Genomic DNA, 18,216 nt, shown 5'->3' with positions numbered 1-18,216 from the left:
AAATAAAAGGTGTTAACCATGACAATTAAAGATCCTTCTCAGCCTGTTCCCGGTACTTACCTGTTCGATGGCAAGATGGCGAAGAAAGGCTATGGGCTGAATAAAATGTGCTTCTCTTTTAACGAGCAAAGCGCTCGCGATGAGTTCAATAAAGACCCAGATGCTTACTGCGCAAAGTTTGGCTTAACCCAAAAACAGATTGAAGCCATTCATGAGCGCGATATCATTGGCTTATTACAAGAAGGTGGCAGTATTTATTACGTGGCGAAATTCGCCGGCCTTCTCAAACTCAACATGCAAGACATCGGCGCAATCCAAACGGGTATGAGTCTTGATGACTTTAAAGCGATGTTGGTTAAACGCGGTTCAGGAGAAGAATAATGGCGAATATTATTGGCGCGGTCACAACGTCCCATATCCCAGCGATTGCTAATGCAATGGCCAATAAAGCAGAAGACACGCCTTATTGGAAACCGTTTTTTGATGGTTATCCTCCGGTGCGTAAATGGTTAAATGAGAAAAAACCAGACGTGATTGTGTTGTTTTATAACGATCATGGTTTGGAGTTTTTTATTGATAAAAAGCCCACGTTTGCCATCGGCGTAGCAGACGAATACCACAATTCGGATGAAGGTTGGGGGATTGCGACCATTCCGCCTGTCACCGGCGAATCTGAATTGTCATGGCACATTGCCAACAGTTTGGTAGACGATGGTTTTGATATGACCATTTGCCAAGAAATGAAAGTTGACCATGGTTTGACGGTGCCGCTGAGCTTGATGTGGCCGGGTAATAATTATGGCCATGTGAAGGTGATTCCAGTTTGCATTAACTGCGAACAATACCCGATGCCGCAGCCTTGGCGCTGTTTTGAATTGGGTAAAGCGATTGGTAAGGCGATTGAGTCGTTTGATTCGGACATGACCGTGGCTATTTTCGGCACAGGAGGATTGTCCCATCAATTAGACGGTGAAGCGGCGGGGACACTTAATCGCAAGTTTGACCTTGAGTGCATGGATAAACTGGTGACGAACCCTGAAGAATTAACCAAATACTCTAACTTAGATTTGGTCAAAATCGGCGGCGCGCAAACCGTTGAGCTGAACATGTGGATCGCCATGCGTGGCGTGTTACGCGGTAAGGTAACGGAGTTGCATCGTAATTATCATGCCCCGATTTCCAATACCGGTGCAGGGCTGCTGTTGCTTGAGCACGAGATGCCGAAATAACCTCTTAAGCTAAAAGTATTTAAACAACGCTTGTGAAACAACCTCTAGAATAAAAATCCGTTATGGTCGCCGCCGTAGCGGATTTTTTTGAGTGGCATCTTGTGGTGGCGATTAGATGTCTGCCATTCGAGAGAACATGGTTTCAAATTGACCAATATTTTGTTGGATATAATCGATAAAAGAGCGCATGGCTGGAGTTGGGTGACGAGCTTGCGGATGGATTAGGCACCAAGAACGACGTAGGGGAAAGTCTTTGATAGGGACTTCGACCAAGGCGCCCAGAGTCAGTTCGGAAAGAATGCCCAGCTTTGGTAATACCGCCACACCAAGCCCTGCAATAACCGCGTGTTTTATGGCGTCATTCGAGCCAATTTCCATCTCCGCTTGTAGGCGAACACGTTGTTTTTGGCAGTGCAGTTCTAGCGCTAATCGGCTGCCAGAGCCCGCTTCTCTTAGTAATACATTGTGTTCTAAAAAATGATTTAACGTGACCTCTTGCTGCGCGAGAAGAGGGTGATTTCGAGGCACCACGGCGACCAGCTCGTTGTTTAAAAAAGGGATGCTAACGATAGGCTTGTCATTTGGCACCAAGCCCATAATCGTTAATTCGTCATGGCTTTCATTGAGCCGTTCAATGGCAGCGGCGCGGTTCATAACCTTAACATTGATGGTTACCTTGGGGTGCAAGCTGGTATAGGCTCGAAGCAAATAGGGCACGACGTACTGTGCCGTGCTAACCGCCACCAAGGTTAATTCACCTGCAATCAGCCCCGTTTCTGCGGATAAGTCATCTTGAAAGCTTTGGATTTCATTAAACATAGCGCCAATACATTGTGCGAGACGATTAGCGGTTGCGGTGCTGTAAAGCTGGCGACCGACGTATTCAAACAGCGGTTGTTGAAGTGCTTGCTCAAGTTGTCGTATTTGGTGACTAACGGCGGGTTGGCTCAAGCCTAGCATGTCGCCTGCTCGGCTGTAGCTGCTCAATTCATAAACACTCTTAAACACTTGCAGTTGTCTAAACGTAAGACGGCTGACCAAACTTTGTACGCTTTGAGGCATTGTTTTTGATTCCTCTTGGTTTATCTATCAGACCCTTATCTATCAGGTATAGCTTATACATAGCTGTCGAAATATCAATTTTTACTTTGGTTAGTCTTTGAGTAGTCTGAATAGACAGAGACATTGTGCAAAAGCTGTGCACTGGTCTTTTCCAACAAGAAAGGAGTGACTCATGTTAAAAAAAGTGTTGATCGCTAACCGAGGTGAAATTGCGGTTCGTATCATTCGCGCTTGTTCAGAAGCGGGGATTCGCTCTGTGGCGATCTTTACCGAGCCGGATCGATACGCTCTGCATGTTAAGCGCGCGGACGAGTCTTATTCATTGGGTGATGATCCACTTGCCGGGTATTTAGATCCTTTGCGTTTGGTCAATTTAGCCGTCGAGACGGGCTGTGATGCGATTCATCCAGGCTATGGTTTTTTGTCTGAAAATGCGCATTTTGCTGAATTGTGTGAGCAAAAAGGCGTGGCGTTTATCGGCCCTCATTCGTCTGTTATTCACAAAATGGGCGATAAAACCCAAGCTCGAGACAGCATGCGCGCGGCAGGAATTCCGATTACTCCGGGGTCAGAAGGCAACTTGGCGAACCTTGATGAAGCCATCGCCTTAGCCGGGAAAGTGGGTTATCCGGTGATGATCAAGGCCACCTCTGGTGGTGGCGGTCGAGGTATTCGACGTTGCGACACGCCAGAAGAGTTAACCTCTCAATATCCTCGGGTTATTTCAGAAGCCACCAAAGCCTTTGGTTCTGCGGAAGTGTTTTTAGAAAAATGCATTGTTGATCCTAGCCATATCGAAGTGCAGATATTAGCCGACTCTCAAGGCAATACGGTGCATTTGTTTGAGCGCGATTGCTCGATTCAGCGTCGCAATCAAAAGCTGATCGAAATTGCCCCAAGCCCTCAACTAACACCAGAGCAACGTCAATATATTTGTGATCTCGCGGTGCGGGCTGCCAAAGCGGTGAACTATGTTAACGCCGGTACGGTGGAATTTTTGCTGTCTGGCAATGAAGTGTATTTCATGGAAATGAATACGCGGGTACAGGTTGAGCACACTATTACCGAGCAAATTACCGGTGTCGATATTGTGCGTGAGCAGCTTCGTATTGCGGCGGGTTTGCCGCTCAGTTTTCGTCAAGAAGACATTCATTATCGTGGCTATGCGATGCAATTTCGTATTAATGCAGAAGACCCGAAGAACGATTTTTTACCCAGTTTTGGCCGCATTACCCATTATTATGCGCCGGGCGGTCCGGGGGTTCGTGTTGATACGGCGATTTACACCGGTTACGAGATTCCGCCGTATTTTGATTCCATGTGTTTGAAGCTGGTGGTCTGGGCTTTGACCTGGGATGAAATGGTGGCGCGAGGTCGTCGTGCCATTGATGATATGCGGTTGCATGGCATCAAAACCACGGCGAATTATTATCAGCAAATTCTCAAACACCCCGACTTTATTAAAGGTAAGTTCAATACAGGGTTCGTGCCAGCGCACCCAGAATTGTTAAATTATTCCGTTAAACGTGATCCAAGTGACATTGCACTTGTGCTTGCCGCCGCTATTGCCGCGCACCTTGGTCGATAAATCCGCAGGAGGAAGAAAATGAGTCAGATTAAACAAAAAATACAAGTGACAGATGTGACCTTGCGTGATGCGCATCAATCCCTTATCGCCACGCGTATGCGTACGGAAGACATGCTGCCGATTTGTGAAAAGCTCGATCAAGTGGGCTTTTGGTCGTTAGAAGTGTGGGGCGGCGCAACCTTTGATGCTTGCGTGCGTTTTTTGAAAGAAGACCCTTGGGAGCGTTTGCGCCAATTGCGTGCCGCTTTGCCCAATACGCGTTTGCAAATGCTGCTGCGCGGTCAAAACCTGCTGGGCTATCGCCATTATGCTGACGATGTGGTGGAAACTTTTGTACAAAAAGCGGCCGATAACGGTATCGATGTGTTCCGTATTTTTGATGCCTTAAACGATCTGCGCAATATCGAAACCGCGATGAAAGCGGTGAAAAAAGCTGGTAAACATGCCCAAGGGACCATTTGTTACACGACTAGCCCTGTTCACACGCTGGCATTGTTTGTTGAGCAAGCCAAAGCCATGCAAACCATGGGCGCGGATTCTATCGCCATCAAAGACATGGCTGGCTTGTTAACGCCTTACGCGACCTATGATTTGGTTAAAGCGATCAAGGACGCGGTGGATTTGCCTTTGGTGGTACACAGCCATTCAACCTCAGGTTTGGCGCCTTTGTGTCAGCTTAAAGCCATCGAGGCCGGTGCCGATCGTATTGATACCGCTATTTCGTCCTTTGGTGGCGGAACCAGCCATCCGGCGACCGAATCTCAAGTGGCGGCATTAAAAGACACGGATTACGACACTGGGCTGGATTTGGCCTTGTTGTCAGAGATTGCCGATTACTTCCGCGAGGTGCGCAAAAAGTACCATCAATTTGAAAGCGAATTTACTCGCGAAGATGTGTCGGTGCAGATCAACCAAGTACCGGGCGGGATGATGTCGAACTTGGCGAATCAGTTAAAAGAGCAAAATGCCTTAGACAAAATTCGTGAAGTATTTGCCGAAATTCCGCGTGTTCGAGCAGATCTTGGTTATCCGCCATTGGTCACGCCAACCTCGCAAATCGTTGGCACGCAGGCGGTTTATAATGTGTTGGCGGGTCAGCGATATAAAACCATCACTAATGAAGTAAAACGCTATTTACTGGGTGGCTACGGACAACCGCCCGCCACGGTGAATCCAGACGTGCAGAAAAAAGCCGTGGGTAACGAATCGGTGAACGACACTCGCCCAGCGGATTCGTTGTCGCCTGAACTCTATAAATTACGCAATGACATTGGCGCGTTAGCAAAATCGGAAGAAGACGTGCTGACCTATGCGATGTTCCCTGAGTTAGGCCGTGAATTCTTGCAACAACGTGCCGATGGCAGCTTGGTGCCAGAAGTCTTGTTGCCACCAGAGCAAGCGGGCCAAGGCGCAGTAGCGGGTGGTTTGGCAACTGAGTATAAGATCGATGTGCATGGTGAAATCTACAATGTCGAAATCACCGGCGTGGGTGACTTTGGGGTTGGCAAACGCAAGCTCTATTTGTCTTTGGACGGTATGCCAGAAGAAGTGGTGTTTGAATCGCTGAATGAATACGTGTCGGAAGGCAGCACAGGCCGATCTCGCGCGACGGAACCAGGTCACGTTAGCGCGGCCATGCCGGGTAATATTATTGATGTCTTGGTAGCCGAAGGCGACACAGTGACGGCGGGTCAAGCGGTACTGGTCACGGAAGCCATGAAGATGGAAACCGAAGTGCACGCCAATGTGGCGGGGACGGTAAAAGGCGTTTTCGTTAAAAAAGGCGACCGAGTCACGCCGGGTGAAACACTGATTGAGATTGTGTAAATCGAAGCACGGTTAATGTCCTGAAAAAGCGTTTGTAAACAAAGCCCCTTTGCTAGATAAATAGTAAAGGGGCTTTTTGTTAGCCGTTTTTTGCTGTTAGAGCGCTTTCGTTTTTAGAACTCTTCGGTGTCTATTTCGGCTTGTTGCGCGGCGGTATAGCGCGTGCCATGGACGTTATTTTGATGGATCATTTCATCAAGCAAGCTGACTTGTTTGGCATCCAGCTTCAATTGCGCGGATTCAAAATTGTCTTTCATATGGTTAACCGAACGAGTGCCCGGAATAGGGACAATATTGCTGTCTTTTGCGGTCAGCCAAGCCAAGGCCAGTTGCGCTGGTGTGCAGCCAATGTCTTTGGCAAGGGCAAAGTAGTCGTTTAACAACGCCAAATTGTTAGGGTAATGCTCGGCGTTAAAGCGTGGCATGTTGTTACGAATGTCTTTGGCTTCTAAATCAGCAACGTCTTGTAATGTGCCGGTTAAAAAACCACGCGCCAATGGGCTGAAAGCCACAAAGGTAATATCCAGTCGTTTGCAGGCTTCTAACACGGCGATTTCTGGGTTGCGTGTCCACAATGAATATTCAGACTGAATGGCGCTAATGGGGAATTCGTTATGAGCACGGGTTAGGGTGTCTGCTGACACTTCCGATAAGCCAATCGCACCGATTTTGCCTTCTTTGACTAACTCGCCCAGCGCGCCTGTGGTTTCTTCGATGGGCACGTTAAAGTCTAAGCGATGCAAATAGTACAAGTCTATGTGGTCTGTTTGTAGGCGTTTTAAGCTGTCTTCGCATTGCTTACGAATGTTTTCAGGTCGGCCGTTAATCTGTTTTTTGCCATCCACCATGGCCATGCCACATTTGCTGGCAAGGAAGAATTCATCGCGGCGGTCTTTCAGTGCTTTGCCGACCAATAATTCATTGTTACCAGCGCCATACAAGGTCGCGGTATCAAAGTGGCGATAGCCCATTTCAAAGGCTTGATGAAGGGCTTCGATGGCTTGTTCTTCGGCCACGGGTGAGCCATAAGCATGGGATAAATTCATGCAGCCTAGGCCGATGTTTGGGTTGGCTAAATGGGGATGTTTTGACATAACAAAATCCTTGATAAAAACAGGGAGCCGAAGCTCCCTGTTTGAGTGTTGTTGAGTCGTTTTAGAGCACTGTCGCTTTAAAGTGTCGTTGAGTCATTTTAGAACATGGCGACTTAGGCTTCTAGACATTCTTCTAGGCGGTGTAAGGTTTCCATGGCGTCAATGGCTTGAGTGACGCAAGCGTTTGGCGCGCGGCCTTCCTGAATCGCCGCAATGAATTCGCGGTCTTGTAATTCGATGCCGTTGTTTGACACCGCCACGCCAGAGAGATCAATCTTGTTTTCGCTGCCGTCGAACAAATCGTCATAACGGGCGATATAGGTGCCATTGTCGCAGATGTAACGGAAGAAAGTACCGAATGGACCGTCGTTATTAAAAGACAAAGACAGAGTACAAATAGCGCCGTTAGGCACCTTTAGGCCAATACTCATGTCCATGGCAATGCCAAGTCCAGGGTGGATTGGACCTTGTAGTGCTTGTACCTTGCTGGCGGTTTCACCGGTTTGGTATTGGAACAAATCTACTGTATGGCAAGCATGGTGCCATAGTAGATGGTCTGTCCAAGAGCGCGCTTGGCCAAGGGCATTTTTGTTGGAACGGCGGAAAAAGTAGGTTTGCACGTCCATTTGTTGGACGGTGAGTTCGCCCGCCATGACTTTGTTATGAATCCATTGGTGTGAAGGGTTGAAACGACGAGTGTGACCTGCCATGGCCACTAGGCCGGTTTTCTTCTGTACTGCGACTACTTTGCGCGCGTCTTCAATGTTGTCTGCCATGGGGATTTCAGACATGACGTGTTTGCCCGCTTCAAGACACTGGATAGTTTGTGCCGCGTGCATTTGCGTTGGGGTGGCTAGGATAACGGCATCGACATCGTCACGAGCCAAGCTTTCAGCGAGGTCTGTTGTGTAGTGGATAACGCCACGCTCTTCGGCGAAGGCTTTAATCGTCTCGATTTTTGTGCCAACCACAGAAACGACTTCTGCGCCTTCGATCGCCGCAATGGCGTCCATGTGTTTCATGCCAAAAGCGCCTGATGCACCAGCGATACAAATTCTCATTCGTCTGCTCCTAAAAATACGAGGGTTTAGTGGTGAGGAAATGACATCCTCAAGTCTATATTAATGACAAATCTAACATTCGATCCCCGATCGGGATAATCCATTAACCGCATGGGATATTCATTTTTTGCAATGGCATCGATACGCTGTTAACGAAAATGCTCTGAAATTTTTCGTAATAAACTCAGAAAGTGAGACTGAGTGAGAGTGGGAAGCCAGCTTTTGCGCACACAAAGCCCAATCGGTCGACGTGTGTGCTCCAGCGGAAAGGGGATCACGCTGAGCAATTCAATATTAATTTCTCGCTCCACCTGGTGTGCTGAAATTAGGGTTAATCGATCGCTTTCGATTAACAATTCACGAATCAGTATCTGTGAACTGGATTCAACCAAGCGTGTTGGCAAGGCGACACCAGCGTCTTTGAAAATGTCTTCGAAAGCGTGTCGAGTCGGTGTGCCTTTGGCGGGAACCACCCAGGAAAACTCAGCCAGATCTTTTGCGCTAATGGTGTTTTTGTTCATTAAGGGATGATCTTTACGAGCCACCACAGACAGCGGCGGCGCCCACAACTCTTCTTGCACCACATCGTCAGCGGGAGACGGGTGACGCAATGCGCCCAAGATAATATCAATGTCGCCTTGGCGTAAGTGATGCAGTAAATCAGCATACGGACCTTCGGTGACGTTGATATTGACGTCGGGGTGGCGCTCGTTAAATTGCAAAATCGATTTGGGTAGAATTGTCATCCGCGCCAAAGGCATACTGCCGACAGTGATCATACTGACGTCTTTGCGTTGTAACGCATTGATTTCGTAAATGCCTTGGCGTAGTTCACTGAAGGCTAATTTAGTGGCTTTCGCTAAAGTTTGTGCCGCTTTTGTTACATTGGTGCCTAGGCTGTTTTTTTCGAATAACACCACGCCAAGTAACTTTTCTAAGTCGCGAGCAGCACGGTGCACCGACGATTGAGATACCGACAAGTTACGACTGGCAATACTAAAGTTTTGCGCTTCACTGACGGCAACTAACGCTCTTAACTGCGTGGTGCTGATTAAGGACATTAAGTTTTTTGGACTGCGATCTTTGGGGCTGTTGTCTTTGACTATCTCTTGTGTCGCGCTATGAATATGGTCGAGTGCACGACTGACACGTTTTTGCCATATATCGCCAGAGGGCGTGGGGTACATGCCATCGGAGTGGCGCTCAAACAAGGCCGCGCCAAGTAAGCCTTCTAGCTTGGCGATAGCTTGCGTGATAGCGGGCTGAGATAAAAAAATGCTTTCGGAAGCTCGGGTGATGCTTTTTAACTCCGTTACCGCGAGAAAGACACGCAAGTGTCGTAAGTTGGGAATTGCGATCTCCATAAGACCTCCTTATTTTTAATAACTATATCAAAAATGAATGCTAAATGGGTGTTAAATGGACACTGAATGAATATAAACAACCCATAAAAAGGCTGTTTCTTACTCTATAGGGTGAGTTTTATCCTATTGATAATATACTGTTTAATTAGGCTATTCTATTTTTCAAATAGGAAAAACTGGATATGGATCAAGGTTTGTCGCCATAACAAACGATGCCGTTTAGTGGTTGCCAATACTGATATAATTTTTCCACTCAAAATACAGTCCAAATTGTCATACAACAAAACGCGAGTTTTGGTATAGGCTTCTGCTATCTTTTTTGGAATACGTTGGAGACAATGACAATGTTACATTTAGGTTTAATTGGTCAGGCAATTGCCGCTTCTCGATCTCCTTCTTTACACATGATGTTGGGTGAGCTTAATCAGTTGCCGGTGGATTACCAGTTGCAGGTGCCGGAAGACGATACGGCGGCGTCTTTTCATGCCAAGTTGGCGGAAATTCGTGCCTTAGGCTTTGTCGGTACTAACGTTACTTTTCCCTATAAGCAAATCGCCATCGACAGCGCAGACGAAGTAAACGACGCGGTGAAGAAGGTGGGTGCCAGTAATACCTTGTTATTAAAAGACGGCAAAGTCTGTGCGTTTAATACTGATTACACTGGGTTTATTCGCGGCTATAAAAGTCGAATGGGACATTCCCGCGCTGGTAAAGTGCTGATGATTGGCGCGGGTGGTGTCGGTCGTGCGATTGGTTTTGCTTTGTTTGAAGTGGGCGCAACAGAAGTTTTAGTGACCGATTTGAGCGAGCGCAGCGCGCAGTCGTTGGTGGATGCTATTAACGAAGCGGGTTACAAGGCGCGTGTCGTGGCGAAAGAGGACATTGCTGAAGCGGCGGCGCAAGTCGATGGGTTGGTAAATTGTACCCCCGTTGGCCATTTGAAAAGCCCCGGCATGCCATTGGCGGCTGAGCTGATTCAAGGTCAAAAATGGGCGTTTGACGCGGTTTATACCCCAATGGATACGGAATTTTTGGTGGCTGCGAATAAAAAAGGTCTGCAAATAGTGTCAGGTTTTGATTTGTTCTTTTATCAAGGTATTGATGCTTTCGAAATTTTCACCGGCCAAGCAGTGACGGATGTGAAGCCGGTTTGGGATCAGTTTCGTAAAAAGTACGATGTGACGAGTTCGTTGATCTAGAGATTGTTGGCACGCCAATAAATTCATAGAATGACCAATGAGAAGACACAATTAAAGACGCCGCATGGCGTTTTTTAATGTGGTTACTTTTTGGCGATTACTATAAAAACGAAAAGGCCGATAGATTTTTTATGATTAATTCTGATGAGCGCAAATTGGTTGGGCAATCTGTCTATGAACAGCTGCGTTCAGACATAGTGACGGGCAAGTTGGCGCCAAGTGAAAAGCTGAAATTAAACGCTTTGCGTATTCGTTATGGTGCCAGTGTGAATACCTTGCGTGAAACCTTGATGCGCTTAGTGTCAGACGGCTTTGTGTTGTTCGTTGATCAAAAAGGCTTTTCGGTAAAGCCGGTTTCTACTGCAGATTTGCGTGAATTATTAGAGCTGAGACAAATGCTAGAGTTGTCAGGCGTGTGTAAATCGATGGCGAACAAACAAGGTCATATGGAATGGAAATCCGCACTGATCAGCGCGCATTTTCGCTTAAATTGTGTTGAAAAGCAGATGTTGGATGATGAAGCCAGCCATGTTCAGGCATGGGAAAAAGCGGATCGGGACTTTCATGTGACCATGGTGTCCCATTGTGGTTCGCAACAGTTGATTCGTTATCACGCGTCAGTGATTGAGCTGTATATGCGTTATCAAGTGTTGGCGTTGCACCGTCGTCCCTTTCGTGGGCAAGCGTCGGTGCAAGAGCATCAAAAGCTGCTCAAATCCCTTCTTGATGATGATCTTGATGCGGTATTGGCCATGTTAGATTCACATATTCAAAAAGGCTTGGTCTTGCCAGACCCAGAAGCTACGCCTGTCAAAACGAGAGTGTCTGCTTAATGAAAGGAGCTAGTCGACGAATGATGAAACACAGTGAGGACCGCGTGACATGGAAGCCGTAATCAATATTACTGCCCCGATTTTTTTTCTGATTTTGCTTGGTTATTTGGGGATTCGCCTTGGTTTTATTGCCAAAGAATTTTTGCCGGGGCTGAGTAAATTTGTCATGTATTTTGCCTTGCCAGCGTTGGTTTTTACCAAGCTGCTGAGTATGGATCTTCAAGCGTTAATTAACCCAGACTATATTTTAATTTACGCTGCAGGCGGGCTGTCGTCCTTTGTGTTTACCGTCCTATTGAGCCGAATGGTGTTTCGTAGGCAATGGGAGCGTTGCGGCCTTCGCGGGCTTGGCGCCGCGATGCCAAACAGCGCGTTTATAGGCTTTCCCATATTGTTGCAGTTTTTCGATCATTCAATGGTGCATGCTTTTGCGATGGCCGTGATGGTGGAAAATATCATTTTGTTTCCTGTGAGTCTTATTTTTATCGAAACGGTATTGGGAAAACGCAGCGCAAATGGTCAAGGCGTTTTGCTGCCAGTGCTGAAGCGAGTTGTCAGTAATCCTATTATCTTGGCGGTGTTTAGTGGGATCGTATGTGCTTTGCTGGGAGTGAGCTTTCCGGTATTTATGATGCGAGGCCTAGACATGCTTGCGATGGGCTCCGCCCCAGCGGCATTGATTGTGATCGGTGGTTCATTAGTGGGGTTGTCAATAAAAGGCAGCATTGGCGAAATGTCTTTGGTGGCGTTTGCGAAATTGATTTTCTTCCCCATGGTGGTGGCAGCACTCTTGTTATTGGCGCCTAATATGCCAAACGATTTAAAAACAGCGATGATTATTTTGGCTTCGGTACCGATGTTAAGTATTTATCCGATTGTGGGGGGAGAATATGGTGAGCAGAGTTTTTGTGCGAGCACCTTGCTGATCACAACGGTATTGTCGTTTTTTACGTTAAGCGTGTTGCTGCGCTTTTTGGTGTAACGGCACGGACGATTGCATTTTTACGCGGATGTTAAGGAAAAATTACTATGTCTACTATTATGATATTAAACGGCCCAAACTTAAACCTACTGGGAACTCGTGAGCCAGCAACGTATGGCTACGAAACCCTAGCCGACGTGGAAAGTATGTGTGGTGATGCTGCAGAAAAACTAGGCCACAAGGTAGAATGTCACCAATCAAATCATGAAGGCGTGCTGATTGACCTCATTCATGAAGCGGGTCGTCGTATTAAAGCCGGTGACGTGTTGGGTGTGGTCTTCAACCCAGGTGCTTACACGCATACTTCTATTGCCCTTCACGACGCAATAAAAGGCGCCGACGTGCCGGTAATCGAAGTACACATTTCCAACGTACACGCTCGTGAAGCATTTCGTCATCATTCCTATATCTCGCCTGCCGCTGCAGGAATTGTAGTCGGCATGGGCGTGCAAGGTTATGTATTAGGTATTCAAGGGTTAGTGCATAAACTCAAAGCCTAAGACTCAGTTCAAATAGAGAAAACAAAAATACCGAATGCTACTGCTGATTGTGCAGAAGGCATTCGGTATTTTTTTCGCTCTCAACCTCATTCTGGTACGCTTTTATTGAGTGAAAAATCAGATCGAAAAAGAACATCCGCTTAACGCTCAGCTATTGCTTAATAATGCGTAAAAATATAATGTACTAGTACGTGAATACATAACTGCTTTATTAAGTAGAAGTACCTATGAAAGATTTGCTCCAGTTTTTAACCGAGGCCGGTGATGACGCGGTGTTGGAAAAGCGTTTAAAAGCCTTGTTAACGCCGAATGAAATCAACGAGATGCAGCACAGATTACAAATATTTTCCCTATTGGAGCAAGGCGTGCCACAGCGCGATATTGCCAAGCAATTGGGGGTGGGCATTGCCACGGTGACCCGTGGTTCCCGAGCATTAAAGGAATTAAAAGAAGCATGAATTCATACCATAAAAAGCCGCAGCGCATCTCGCTGCCGCGTAAGCCTAAGTACGTCACTATCAGTTCTAGCGGTGATTTTTTTGACTTGTTTAAGAAGGTCGAGAAGCGTTTTGAGAACTGCTTTATGTTGGAATCCCTTGGCGAAGAGAGTTTTATTTCCCGCCATTCGATTATTGGTTTTGACCCTGAAAAGCTGATCTGGGCCGAAGGTAAACAGCTGTTTATCCAAGAACGGGACGGCCGCACGGAATCTTTCGAATCCGATAACCCTTATTATTTGCTGCGTGACATTGTGCCGCAGAATATTTTGTCGCGCGGTTTTGCTGGTGGTTTAACGGGTTATATTGGTTACGACAGCATGAACTATTTTGAGCCGACTTTGGATCTGCAATCGAGCGAGATGTTTGATGCGTTTCGTTTTGGTTTGTACAAAGACGGTCTGATTTTGGACAAGATGACAGGCGAAGTTTTTTACTTCTACTATGAAGACGAGTCTGGTGACGCAAACCGTGTGGGCTTGGTGAACGCCATGATGGCAGAACCAACGCCTGCAAATGGTCCCTTTGTGGTCACGCCAGCGGGTGAGTCCATGAGCAAAGCGGATCATGCGAATGCAGTCGCTAAGGTGAAGCAAGACATCATCGAAGGTAAAATCTTTCAGTGTGAAGTGGGCTTTAAAAAATGGTTCGATATGGAAGGCGATACTATTAATTTGTACGAACAATTGCGCGAAGTGAATCCTTCACCGCAAATGTATTACATCAAGTTTGGTGAGCAAAAAGTGATTGGCGCAAGTCCAGAATTGTTGTTCCGTGTGCGCCAAGGGGAAATGGAAACCTTTCCATTAGCAGGCACGGCGAAGCGTGGTAAAGACGCGGCAGAAGACACGGCATTGGCTCGTGCTTTGTTGAATGATCCAAAAGAAATCGCCGAGCACAATATGATTGTCGACTTGCACCGTAACGACATTGGCCGCGTGGCGCGCTTCGGTACAGTGAAAGTGCGTAGTTTGATGGACATTAAACGTTTTAGCCACGTTCAACACATTTCCAGCGAAATTGTCGGCATTATGGCGGAAGATCACGACATGTTCTCCGCATTGGCGAGTAACTTTCCTGCCGGAACCTTGACGGGCGCGCCGAAAATCGAAGCGATGAAGATCATCGACGATTTGGAAAACGACGGCCGCGGCCCTTATGGCGGTGCGGTCGGTCAGTTCTCTTTCAATGGCGATTGCATGTTTGCCATTCCAATTCGTACTGTTTTCGCCAAGGGCAACAAAGCCTATGTGCAAACTTGTGGCGGTAACGTCTATGACTCAAACGCTGAAGACGAATACGAAGAAATCCAACGCAAATTTGCGGGCACCAAACGTGTGCTAGACAGTTTTGCACCAGCCAACACACAAGACAAAGCGTAAGGGAAGCCGACATGAAAGTGTATATTATCGACAACTACGATTCCTTCACTTACAACCTGTATCAGTTTATTGGTGAAGTGCTGGAAACCGAAAAAAGCCGTGGCAAGATGGACGCCTTTGAGGTGATCGTCAAACGCAACGACGAAGTGACATTAGATGACATTCGTGCCGCGGCGCCAGATCGGATTATTATCTCTCCAGGGCCAGGCTCGCCAGACGACAAGGCTTACTTTGGTGTCTGTGCAGAGGTGATTTTAGAGTTTGGCAAAAGCATTCCATTGCTGGGTGTTTGCTTAGGCATGCAGGGTATTTGTCATGTGTTCGGCGGCAAGGTGGTGAAAGCGCCCTTGCCAATGCATGGCAAGACCAGCCCGATTACGCACAACGGCGAAGGCATCTTTCATGACATTCCAGATCAGCTTGAAGTCATGCGTTATCACTCGCTCATCGCGCAAGCCGAAAGCTTTCCAGACGTATTGGAAGTCACTGCCTCGGTGGGAGATTTAAAAGCAGCCGACTTCAAGGATATCGCCACGATTCATCAAGGCGGAGCATTTGAACTGATGGGCGTTCGCCACAAAGCATACCCGATTCAAGGCATTCAATTTCACCCAGAATCCTTCGCAACAGAAGGCGGTAAAGACCTGATCAAAAACTTCCTGTTTCAGGTTTGATGGACGGGAGAGGGTTGGGGAGTCGTTGCTGAATCCAAGCCTCGCTTCGCATTAGGTTGTTGAATTGATCATTTTTTAACAAAAGAATTGCTCAATGGGTGAGCTTATGGGAAAATGCGCGCCGCTATATCCTCGGTATGGGATTTTTTTGATTCATAAGGAATCATGCTCCGCCTGAGGAAGTGAAACACTTCCAATAATCTTTCTGGATAGCAAAAGGTATTTAATTATGTCTCGCGTATGTCAAGTTACTGGGAAACGTCCTATTACAGGTAATAACGTTTCTCACTCAAAGCGTCGTACTAAGCGCCGTTTTCTTCCTAACCTTCATTGGCACCGTTTTTGGGTCGAAGGTGAAAACCGCTACATCCGTTTACGTGTATCTTCTAAAGGTATGCGTATTATCGATAAAAAGGGCATTGAAACAGTACTTGTTGAAATGCGCGCTAACGGCGAAAAAGTATAAGGATCTGAATCATGGCTTCTAAAGGCGCTCGCGATCTAATTCGCATGGTATCTTCTGCTGGTACTGGTCACTTTTACACAACTGACAAGAACAAGCGAAATACTCCTGACAAACTTGAAATGAAAAAGTTTGACCCAGTGGTACGTAAGCACGTTATGTACAAAGAAGCGAAAATTAAATAATTTTTGTTTTTTGTCAAAAAGAACCGACTCATTGAGTCGGTTTTTTTGTATCTAGTATAAAGATAGTAGTAGAAGAAAGTTGTTCATTTGGTCAGTATGTTTTCTGTCGTTGTTAGCGGCGCTTTATTTATTTACTCAGTATTGTCTGTACTTGGTCATCATTGAGGTCAATCATGCCAGAATTACCAGAAGTAGAAACCACGTTACGAGGCATTGAGCCCAAGCTAGTGGGGCGTTCGCTTGCTAGGGTCGATATTCGTCAGCCAAAGCTGCGTTGGTTGATTACACCAGAGCTAAGCTCAGAGATGCTGGGTCAAGAGATCACGCATCTTTCTCGACGTGGCAAATACATTGGTATTCATACCTCAAAAGGCACCTTGATTGTTCATTTAGGCATGTCAGGTAGCTTGTATTTTGTCCCTGCCGAGACGCCGCCGCTGTTTCACGATCATGTGGATTTTTGTTTTGCCGATGATGACGTATGGCTAAGGTATACCGACCCTCGTCGCTTTGGTGCGATTCTGTGGACCACAGATGACTGGAACGAACATGCGCTAATAAAGCATCTGGGGCCTGAGCCTTTATCTGAAGCGTTTAATGTCGATATGTTATCTGCGCGTGCCAAAGGTCGTAAGGTTCCCATTAAGACCTTTATTATGGACAGTAAGGTTGTGGTGGGAGTTGGCAATATTTACGCCAATGAGGCCTTGTTTAAAGCGGGGATTCGTCCTGATCGTTTGGCTGGTAAGGTTAGTAAAGCCCGTTTGGCGCGTTTGGTTGAGTGCATTAAAGTGGTGCTGGCGGCGGCTATTAAACAGGGCGGTACGACGTTAAAAGACTTTGTTGGTGGTGATGGTAAGCCAGGTTATTTTAAGCAGGAGCTGGCGGTTTATGGTCGAGCGGAAAAGCCTTGTTTAGTCTGTAGCGCTCCCCTTAAAGAGATCCGCCAAGCCCAGCGCAGTACGGTATTTTGTAGCCAATGCCAATCTTGACCATTTGTGTATAGTAGGCATAAGAATTGCTATCGACTATGGTTGAAGTACCGGTATGCGAAGGTTGAGCGTGTCGGTCTGCGAAAAACGCCTATCAGATGGACGATAGGCGTAAAAATGTTGCTTGAAATGTGCAGATTACATTGCGGTATTCTGCTAATGGGTTTATTTTTGACCAGTTAGGCAAGATTTATTGCCTTGATTAAATTGTACCTAGATTAAATTACATATAAGAGGAATTGGAATGAAAGCAGTCTTTCTTGCGTCAGTCACGGCGCTGGCCATCTCATCGGGCATGGCTCACGCGGCAACCGAACCTGCAGTGGTTTATGACCAAGCTGGTAAATTCGATAAGTCTTTTAATGAAGGTGTTTACAACGGCGTTAAAAAGTACATCGCGGATACTGGTATTAAAGTACGCGAATTTGAACCGAAAAACGAAGCACAGGTAGAACAAGGTTTACGTCGTCTTGCTAAGCGCGGTTATTCTCCTATTGTTACCGTTGGCTTCAATATGACGTCGGCGGTAGAGAAGGTCGCGAAAGATTTTCCAGACGTTCAGTTCACTATTATTGATGGTGTGATTGACCTGCCAAATGTTCAGTCGGTGGTGTTTAAAGAACATGAAGGGTCCTTTTTGATTGGTGCCCTAGCGTCTATGGCATCGAAAACCAATACGGTTGGTTTTGTCGGTGGGATGGATATTCCTCTGATTCGTAAGTTTGGTTGTGGTTACGAGCAAGGGGTGAAATACGCGTCGCCTAGCGCGACCATTCTGCAAAATATGACGGGTTCCACTGGCGCGGCCTTTAATGACCCAACAAAGGGCTCTGAACTTGCTAAGAGCCAGTTCTCTAAAGGCGCAGATGTTGTCTTTGCGGCGGCGGGCGGCACAGGTATCGGTGTGTACCAAGCGGCAAAAGACGAAGGCAAATTGGCGATTGGTGTCGATTCAAACCAAAACCACATTCAGCCAGGCACCATGTTGACCTCTATGGTTAAGCGAGTGGATGAAGCGGCCTATAAGACTTACAAAGACGCGGCGGCGGGTACTTGGGAGCCGGGTTTAGTGGTACTTGGTTTAGCCGAAGGTGGTGTTGATTGGGCTCAGGATGAGCATAATGTGAATCTCATTACCGAGGAAATGAAAACGAAGGTCAGTGATATTCGTGCGAAAATTATCAGCGGTGACATTAAAGTACACGATTACATGTCTGATAATACGTGTAACTACTAAGTTGCAGACGGAAACAGTTATCTACGTTGGTAGGTAGCTGTTTTTTT

19 protein-coding genes are annotated in these 18,216 nt (G+C 46.8%); 15 read left to right on the top strand and 4 right to left on the bottom strand.

The features are described from left to right. Positions 1-18 precede the first annotated feature (18 nt). Positions 19-381, top strand: a complete 363-nt coding sequence (locus J8N69_RS06150; RefSeq protein WP_168824910.1) for a protocatechuate 4,5-dioxygenase subunit alpha — start codon at positions 19-21, stop codon at positions 379-381. Next, positions 381-1,229 carry a class III extradiol dioxygenase family protein gene (locus J8N69_RS06145; RefSeq protein WP_168824908.1) on the top strand — a complete coding sequence of 283 codons (849 nt, stop codon included), beginning with the start codon at positions 381-383 and terminating at the stop codon, positions 1,227-1,229. Before J8N69_RS06150 ends, J8N69_RS06145 begins: the two co-directional genes overlap by 1 nt. Before the next feature lie 111 nt (positions 1,230-1,340). Here J8N69_RS06145 and J8N69_RS06140 read toward each other — a convergent pair whose 3' ends face one another. Then, complete coding sequence (locus J8N69_RS06140) at positions 1,341-2,291, bottom strand: LysR family transcriptional regulator (protein WP_168824906.1); 951 nt, start codon at positions 2,289-2,291, stop codon at positions 1,341-1,343. Between the two features lie 172 nt (positions 2,292-2,463). Between J8N69_RS06140 and J8N69_RS06135 the strand changes: the two genes are divergently transcribed. Together J8N69_RS06135 and oadA are read left to right on the top strand one after the other, a co-directional pair. Beyond that, the gene (locus J8N69_RS06135) at positions 2,464-3,879 is read left to right on the top strand and encodes an acetyl-CoA carboxylase biotin carboxylase subunit (protein WP_168824892.1); all 1,416 of its coding nucleotides are present in this window, start codon (positions 2,464-2,466) and stop codon (positions 3,877-3,879) included. Between the two features lie 18 nt (positions 3,880-3,897). Beyond that, positions 3,898-5,706, top strand: a complete 1,809-nt coding sequence (gene oadA / locus J8N69_RS06130; RefSeq protein WP_168824890.1) for a sodium-extruding oxaloacetate decarboxylase subunit alpha — start codon at positions 3,898-3,900, stop codon at positions 5,704-5,706. A 113-nt stretch (positions 5,707-5,819) separates the two neighbouring features. Here oadA and J8N69_RS06125 read toward each other — a convergent pair whose 3' ends face one another. The 3 genes from J8N69_RS06125 to J8N69_RS06115 all read right to left on the bottom strand — a co-directional run bounded on the left by J8N69_RS06125 (position 5,820) and on the right by J8N69_RS06115 (position 9,225). After that, positions 5,820-6,800, bottom strand: a complete 981-nt coding sequence (locus J8N69_RS06125; protein ID WP_168824888.1) for an aldo/keto reductase — start codon at positions 6,798-6,800, stop codon at positions 5,820-5,822. A 113-nt stretch (positions 6,801-6,913) separates the two neighbouring features. Then, positions 6,914-7,861 (bottom strand): Gfo/Idh/MocA family oxidoreductase, encoded by a 948-nt coding sequence (locus J8N69_RS06120; protein ID WP_168824886.1) that lies wholly within the window; start codon positions 7,859-7,861, stop codon positions 6,914-6,916. 149 nt (positions 7,862-8,010) lie between these two features. Then, the gene (locus J8N69_RS06115; RefSeq protein WP_168824884.1) at positions 8,011-9,225 is read right to left on the bottom strand and encodes a LysR family transcriptional regulator; all 1,215 of its coding nucleotides are present in this window, start codon (positions 9,223-9,225) and stop codon (positions 8,011-8,013) included. Positions 9,226-9,563: 338 nt separating this feature from the next. Here J8N69_RS06115 and J8N69_RS06110 point away from each other — a divergent pair, with 338 nt between their 5' ends. From J8N69_RS06110 to J8N69_RS06060, 11 genes are all read left to right on the top strand, one after another. Further along, entirely contained in the window at positions 9,564-10,424 is an 861-nt protein-coding gene (locus tag J8N69_RS06110; protein ID WP_227803995.1) for a shikimate dehydrogenase family protein, read from the top strand. A gap of 131 nt (positions 10,425-10,555) precedes the next feature. Next, positions 10,556-11,257: a GntR family transcriptional regulator gene (locus J8N69_RS06105; protein ID WP_168824882.1), complete on the top strand. Its 702-nt coding sequence runs from the start codon at positions 10,556-10,558 to the stop codon at positions 11,255-11,257. Between the two features lie 49 nt (positions 11,258-11,306). Then, complete coding sequence (locus tag J8N69_RS06100) at positions 11,307-12,239, top strand: AEC family transporter (protein ID WP_168824880.1); 933 nt, start codon at positions 11,307-11,309, stop codon at positions 12,237-12,239. A 47-nt stretch (positions 12,240-12,286) separates the two neighbouring features. After that, positions 12,287-12,739 carry a type II 3-dehydroquinate dehydratase gene (gene aroQ, locus J8N69_RS06095; protein ID WP_168824879.1) on the top strand — a complete coding sequence of 151 codons (453 nt, stop codon included), beginning with the start codon at positions 12,287-12,289 and terminating at the stop codon, positions 12,737-12,739. Between the two features lie 227 nt (positions 12,740-12,966). Beyond that, positions 12,967-13,197 carry a Trp family transcriptional regulator gene (locus J8N69_RS06090; protein ID WP_168824877.1) on the top strand — a complete coding sequence of 77 codons (231 nt, stop codon included), beginning with the start codon at positions 12,967-12,969 and terminating at the stop codon, positions 13,195-13,197. After that, positions 13,194-14,618 (top strand): anthranilate synthase component I family protein, encoded by a 1,425-nt coding sequence (locus J8N69_RS06085; protein ID WP_168824875.1) that lies wholly within the window; start codon positions 13,194-13,196, stop codon positions 14,616-14,618. The genes J8N69_RS06090 and J8N69_RS06085 overlap by 4 nt, the downstream gene beginning before the upstream one ends. An 11-nt stretch (positions 14,619-14,629) precedes the next feature. Further along, positions 14,630-15,292, top strand: coding sequence for an anthranilate synthase component II (locus tag J8N69_RS06080; protein WP_168824873.1), 663 nt, complete (start codon positions 14,630-14,632; stop codon positions 15,290-15,292). Between the two features lie 229 nt (positions 15,293-15,521). Beyond that, positions 15,522-15,758, top strand: coding sequence for a 50S ribosomal protein L28 (rpmB, locus tag J8N69_RS06075; protein WP_024023742.1), 237 nt, complete (start codon positions 15,522-15,524; stop codon positions 15,756-15,758). A gap of 11 nt (positions 15,759-15,769) precedes the next feature. Next, complete coding sequence (gene rpmG, locus J8N69_RS06070; RefSeq protein WP_011978459.1) at positions 15,770-15,940, top strand: 50S ribosomal protein L33; 171 nt, start codon at positions 15,770-15,772, stop codon at positions 15,938-15,940. A 173-nt stretch (positions 15,941-16,113) separates the two neighbouring features. Next, on the top strand, positions 16,114-16,932 hold the full coding sequence (mutM, locus tag J8N69_RS06065) for a bifunctional DNA-formamidopyrimidine glycosylase/DNA-(apurinic or apyrimidinic site) lyase (RefSeq protein WP_168824871.1): 819 nt from the start codon (positions 16,114-16,116) through the stop codon (positions 16,930-16,932). Between the two features lie 244 nt (positions 16,933-17,176). Beyond that, on the top strand, positions 17,177-18,169 hold the full coding sequence (locus J8N69_RS06060) for a BMP family lipoprotein (protein WP_168824869.1): 993 nt from the start codon (positions 17,177-17,179) through the stop codon (positions 18,167-18,169). Positions 18,170-18,216 lie beyond the last annotated feature (47 nt).

Source organism: Marinomonas profundi, assembly GCF_020694005.1.
Taxonomy (GTDB): domain Bacteria; phylum Pseudomonadota; class Gammaproteobacteria; order Pseudomonadales; family Marinomonadaceae; genus Marinomonas; species Marinomonas profundi.
This window is presented reverse-complemented; position numbering and strand designations above follow the sequence as displayed.

Bases quoted from the DNA above. Each gene is read 5' to 3' on its own strand.
- aroQ (WP_168824879.1), top strand. From the start codon at position 12,287: ATGTCTACTATTATGATATTAAACGGCCCAAACTTAAACCTACTGGGA.
- J8N69_RS06110 (WP_227803995.1), top strand. From the start codon at position 9,564: ATGACAATGTTACATTTAGGTTTAATTGGTCAGGCAATTGCCGCTTCT.
- rpmG (WP_011978459.1), top strand. From the start codon at position 15,770: ATGGCTTCTAAAGGCGCTCGCGATCTAATTCGCATGGTATCTTCTGCT.
- J8N69_RS06145 (WP_168824908.1), top strand. From the start codon at position 381: ATGGCGAATATTATTGGCGCGGTCACAACGTCCCATATCCCAGCGATT.
- J8N69_RS06135 (WP_168824892.1), top strand. From the start codon at position 2,464: ATGTTAAAAAAAGTGTTGATCGCTAACCGAGGTGAAATTGCGGTTCGT.
- mutM (WP_168824871.1), top strand. From the start codon at position 16,114: ATGCCAGAATTACCAGAAGTAGAAACCACGTTACGAGGCATTGAGCCC.
- J8N69_RS06120 (WP_168824886.1), bottom strand. From the start codon at position 7,861: ATGAGAATTTGTATCGCTGGTGCATCAGGCGCTTTTGGCATGAAACAC.
- J8N69_RS06140 (WP_168824906.1), bottom strand. From the start codon at position 2,291: ATGCCTCAAAGCGTACAAAGTTTGGTCAGCCGTCTTACGTTTAGACAA.
- oadA (WP_168824890.1), top strand. From the start codon at position 3,898: ATGAGTCAGATTAAACAAAAAATACAAGTGACAGATGTGACCTTGCGT.
- J8N69_RS06125 (WP_168824888.1), bottom strand. From the start codon at position 6,800: ATGTCAAAACATCCCCATTTAGCCAACCCAAACATCGGCCTAGGCTGC.
- J8N69_RS06085 (WP_168824875.1), top strand. From the start codon at position 13,194: ATGAATTCATACCATAAAAAGCCGCAGCGCATCTCGCTGCCGCGTAAG.
- J8N69_RS06060 (WP_168824869.1), top strand. From the start codon at position 17,177: ATGAAAGCAGTCTTTCTTGCGTCAGTCACGGCGCTGGCCATCTCATCG.
- rpmB (WP_024023742.1), top strand. From the start codon at position 15,522: ATGTCTCGCGTATGTCAAGTTACTGGGAAACGTCCTATTACAGGTAAT.
- J8N69_RS06115 (WP_168824884.1), bottom strand. From the start codon at position 9,225: ATGGAGATCGCAATTCCCAACTTACGACACTTGCGTGTCTTTCTCGCG.
- J8N69_RS06090 (WP_168824877.1), top strand. From the start codon at position 12,967: ATGAAAGATTTGCTCCAGTTTTTAACCGAGGCCGGTGATGACGCGGTG.
- J8N69_RS06105 (WP_168824882.1), top strand. From the start codon at position 10,556: ATGATTAATTCTGATGAGCGCAAATTGGTTGGGCAATCTGTCTATGAA.
- J8N69_RS06100 (WP_168824880.1), top strand. From the start codon at position 11,307: ATGGAAGCCGTAATCAATATTACTGCCCCGATTTTTTTTCTGATTTTG.
- J8N69_RS06150 (WP_168824910.1), top strand. From the start codon at position 19: ATGACAATTAAAGATCCTTCTCAGCCTGTTCCCGGTACTTACCTGTTC.
- J8N69_RS06080 (WP_168824873.1), top strand. From the start codon at position 14,630: ATGAAAGTGTATATTATCGACAACTACGATTCCTTCACTTACAACCTG.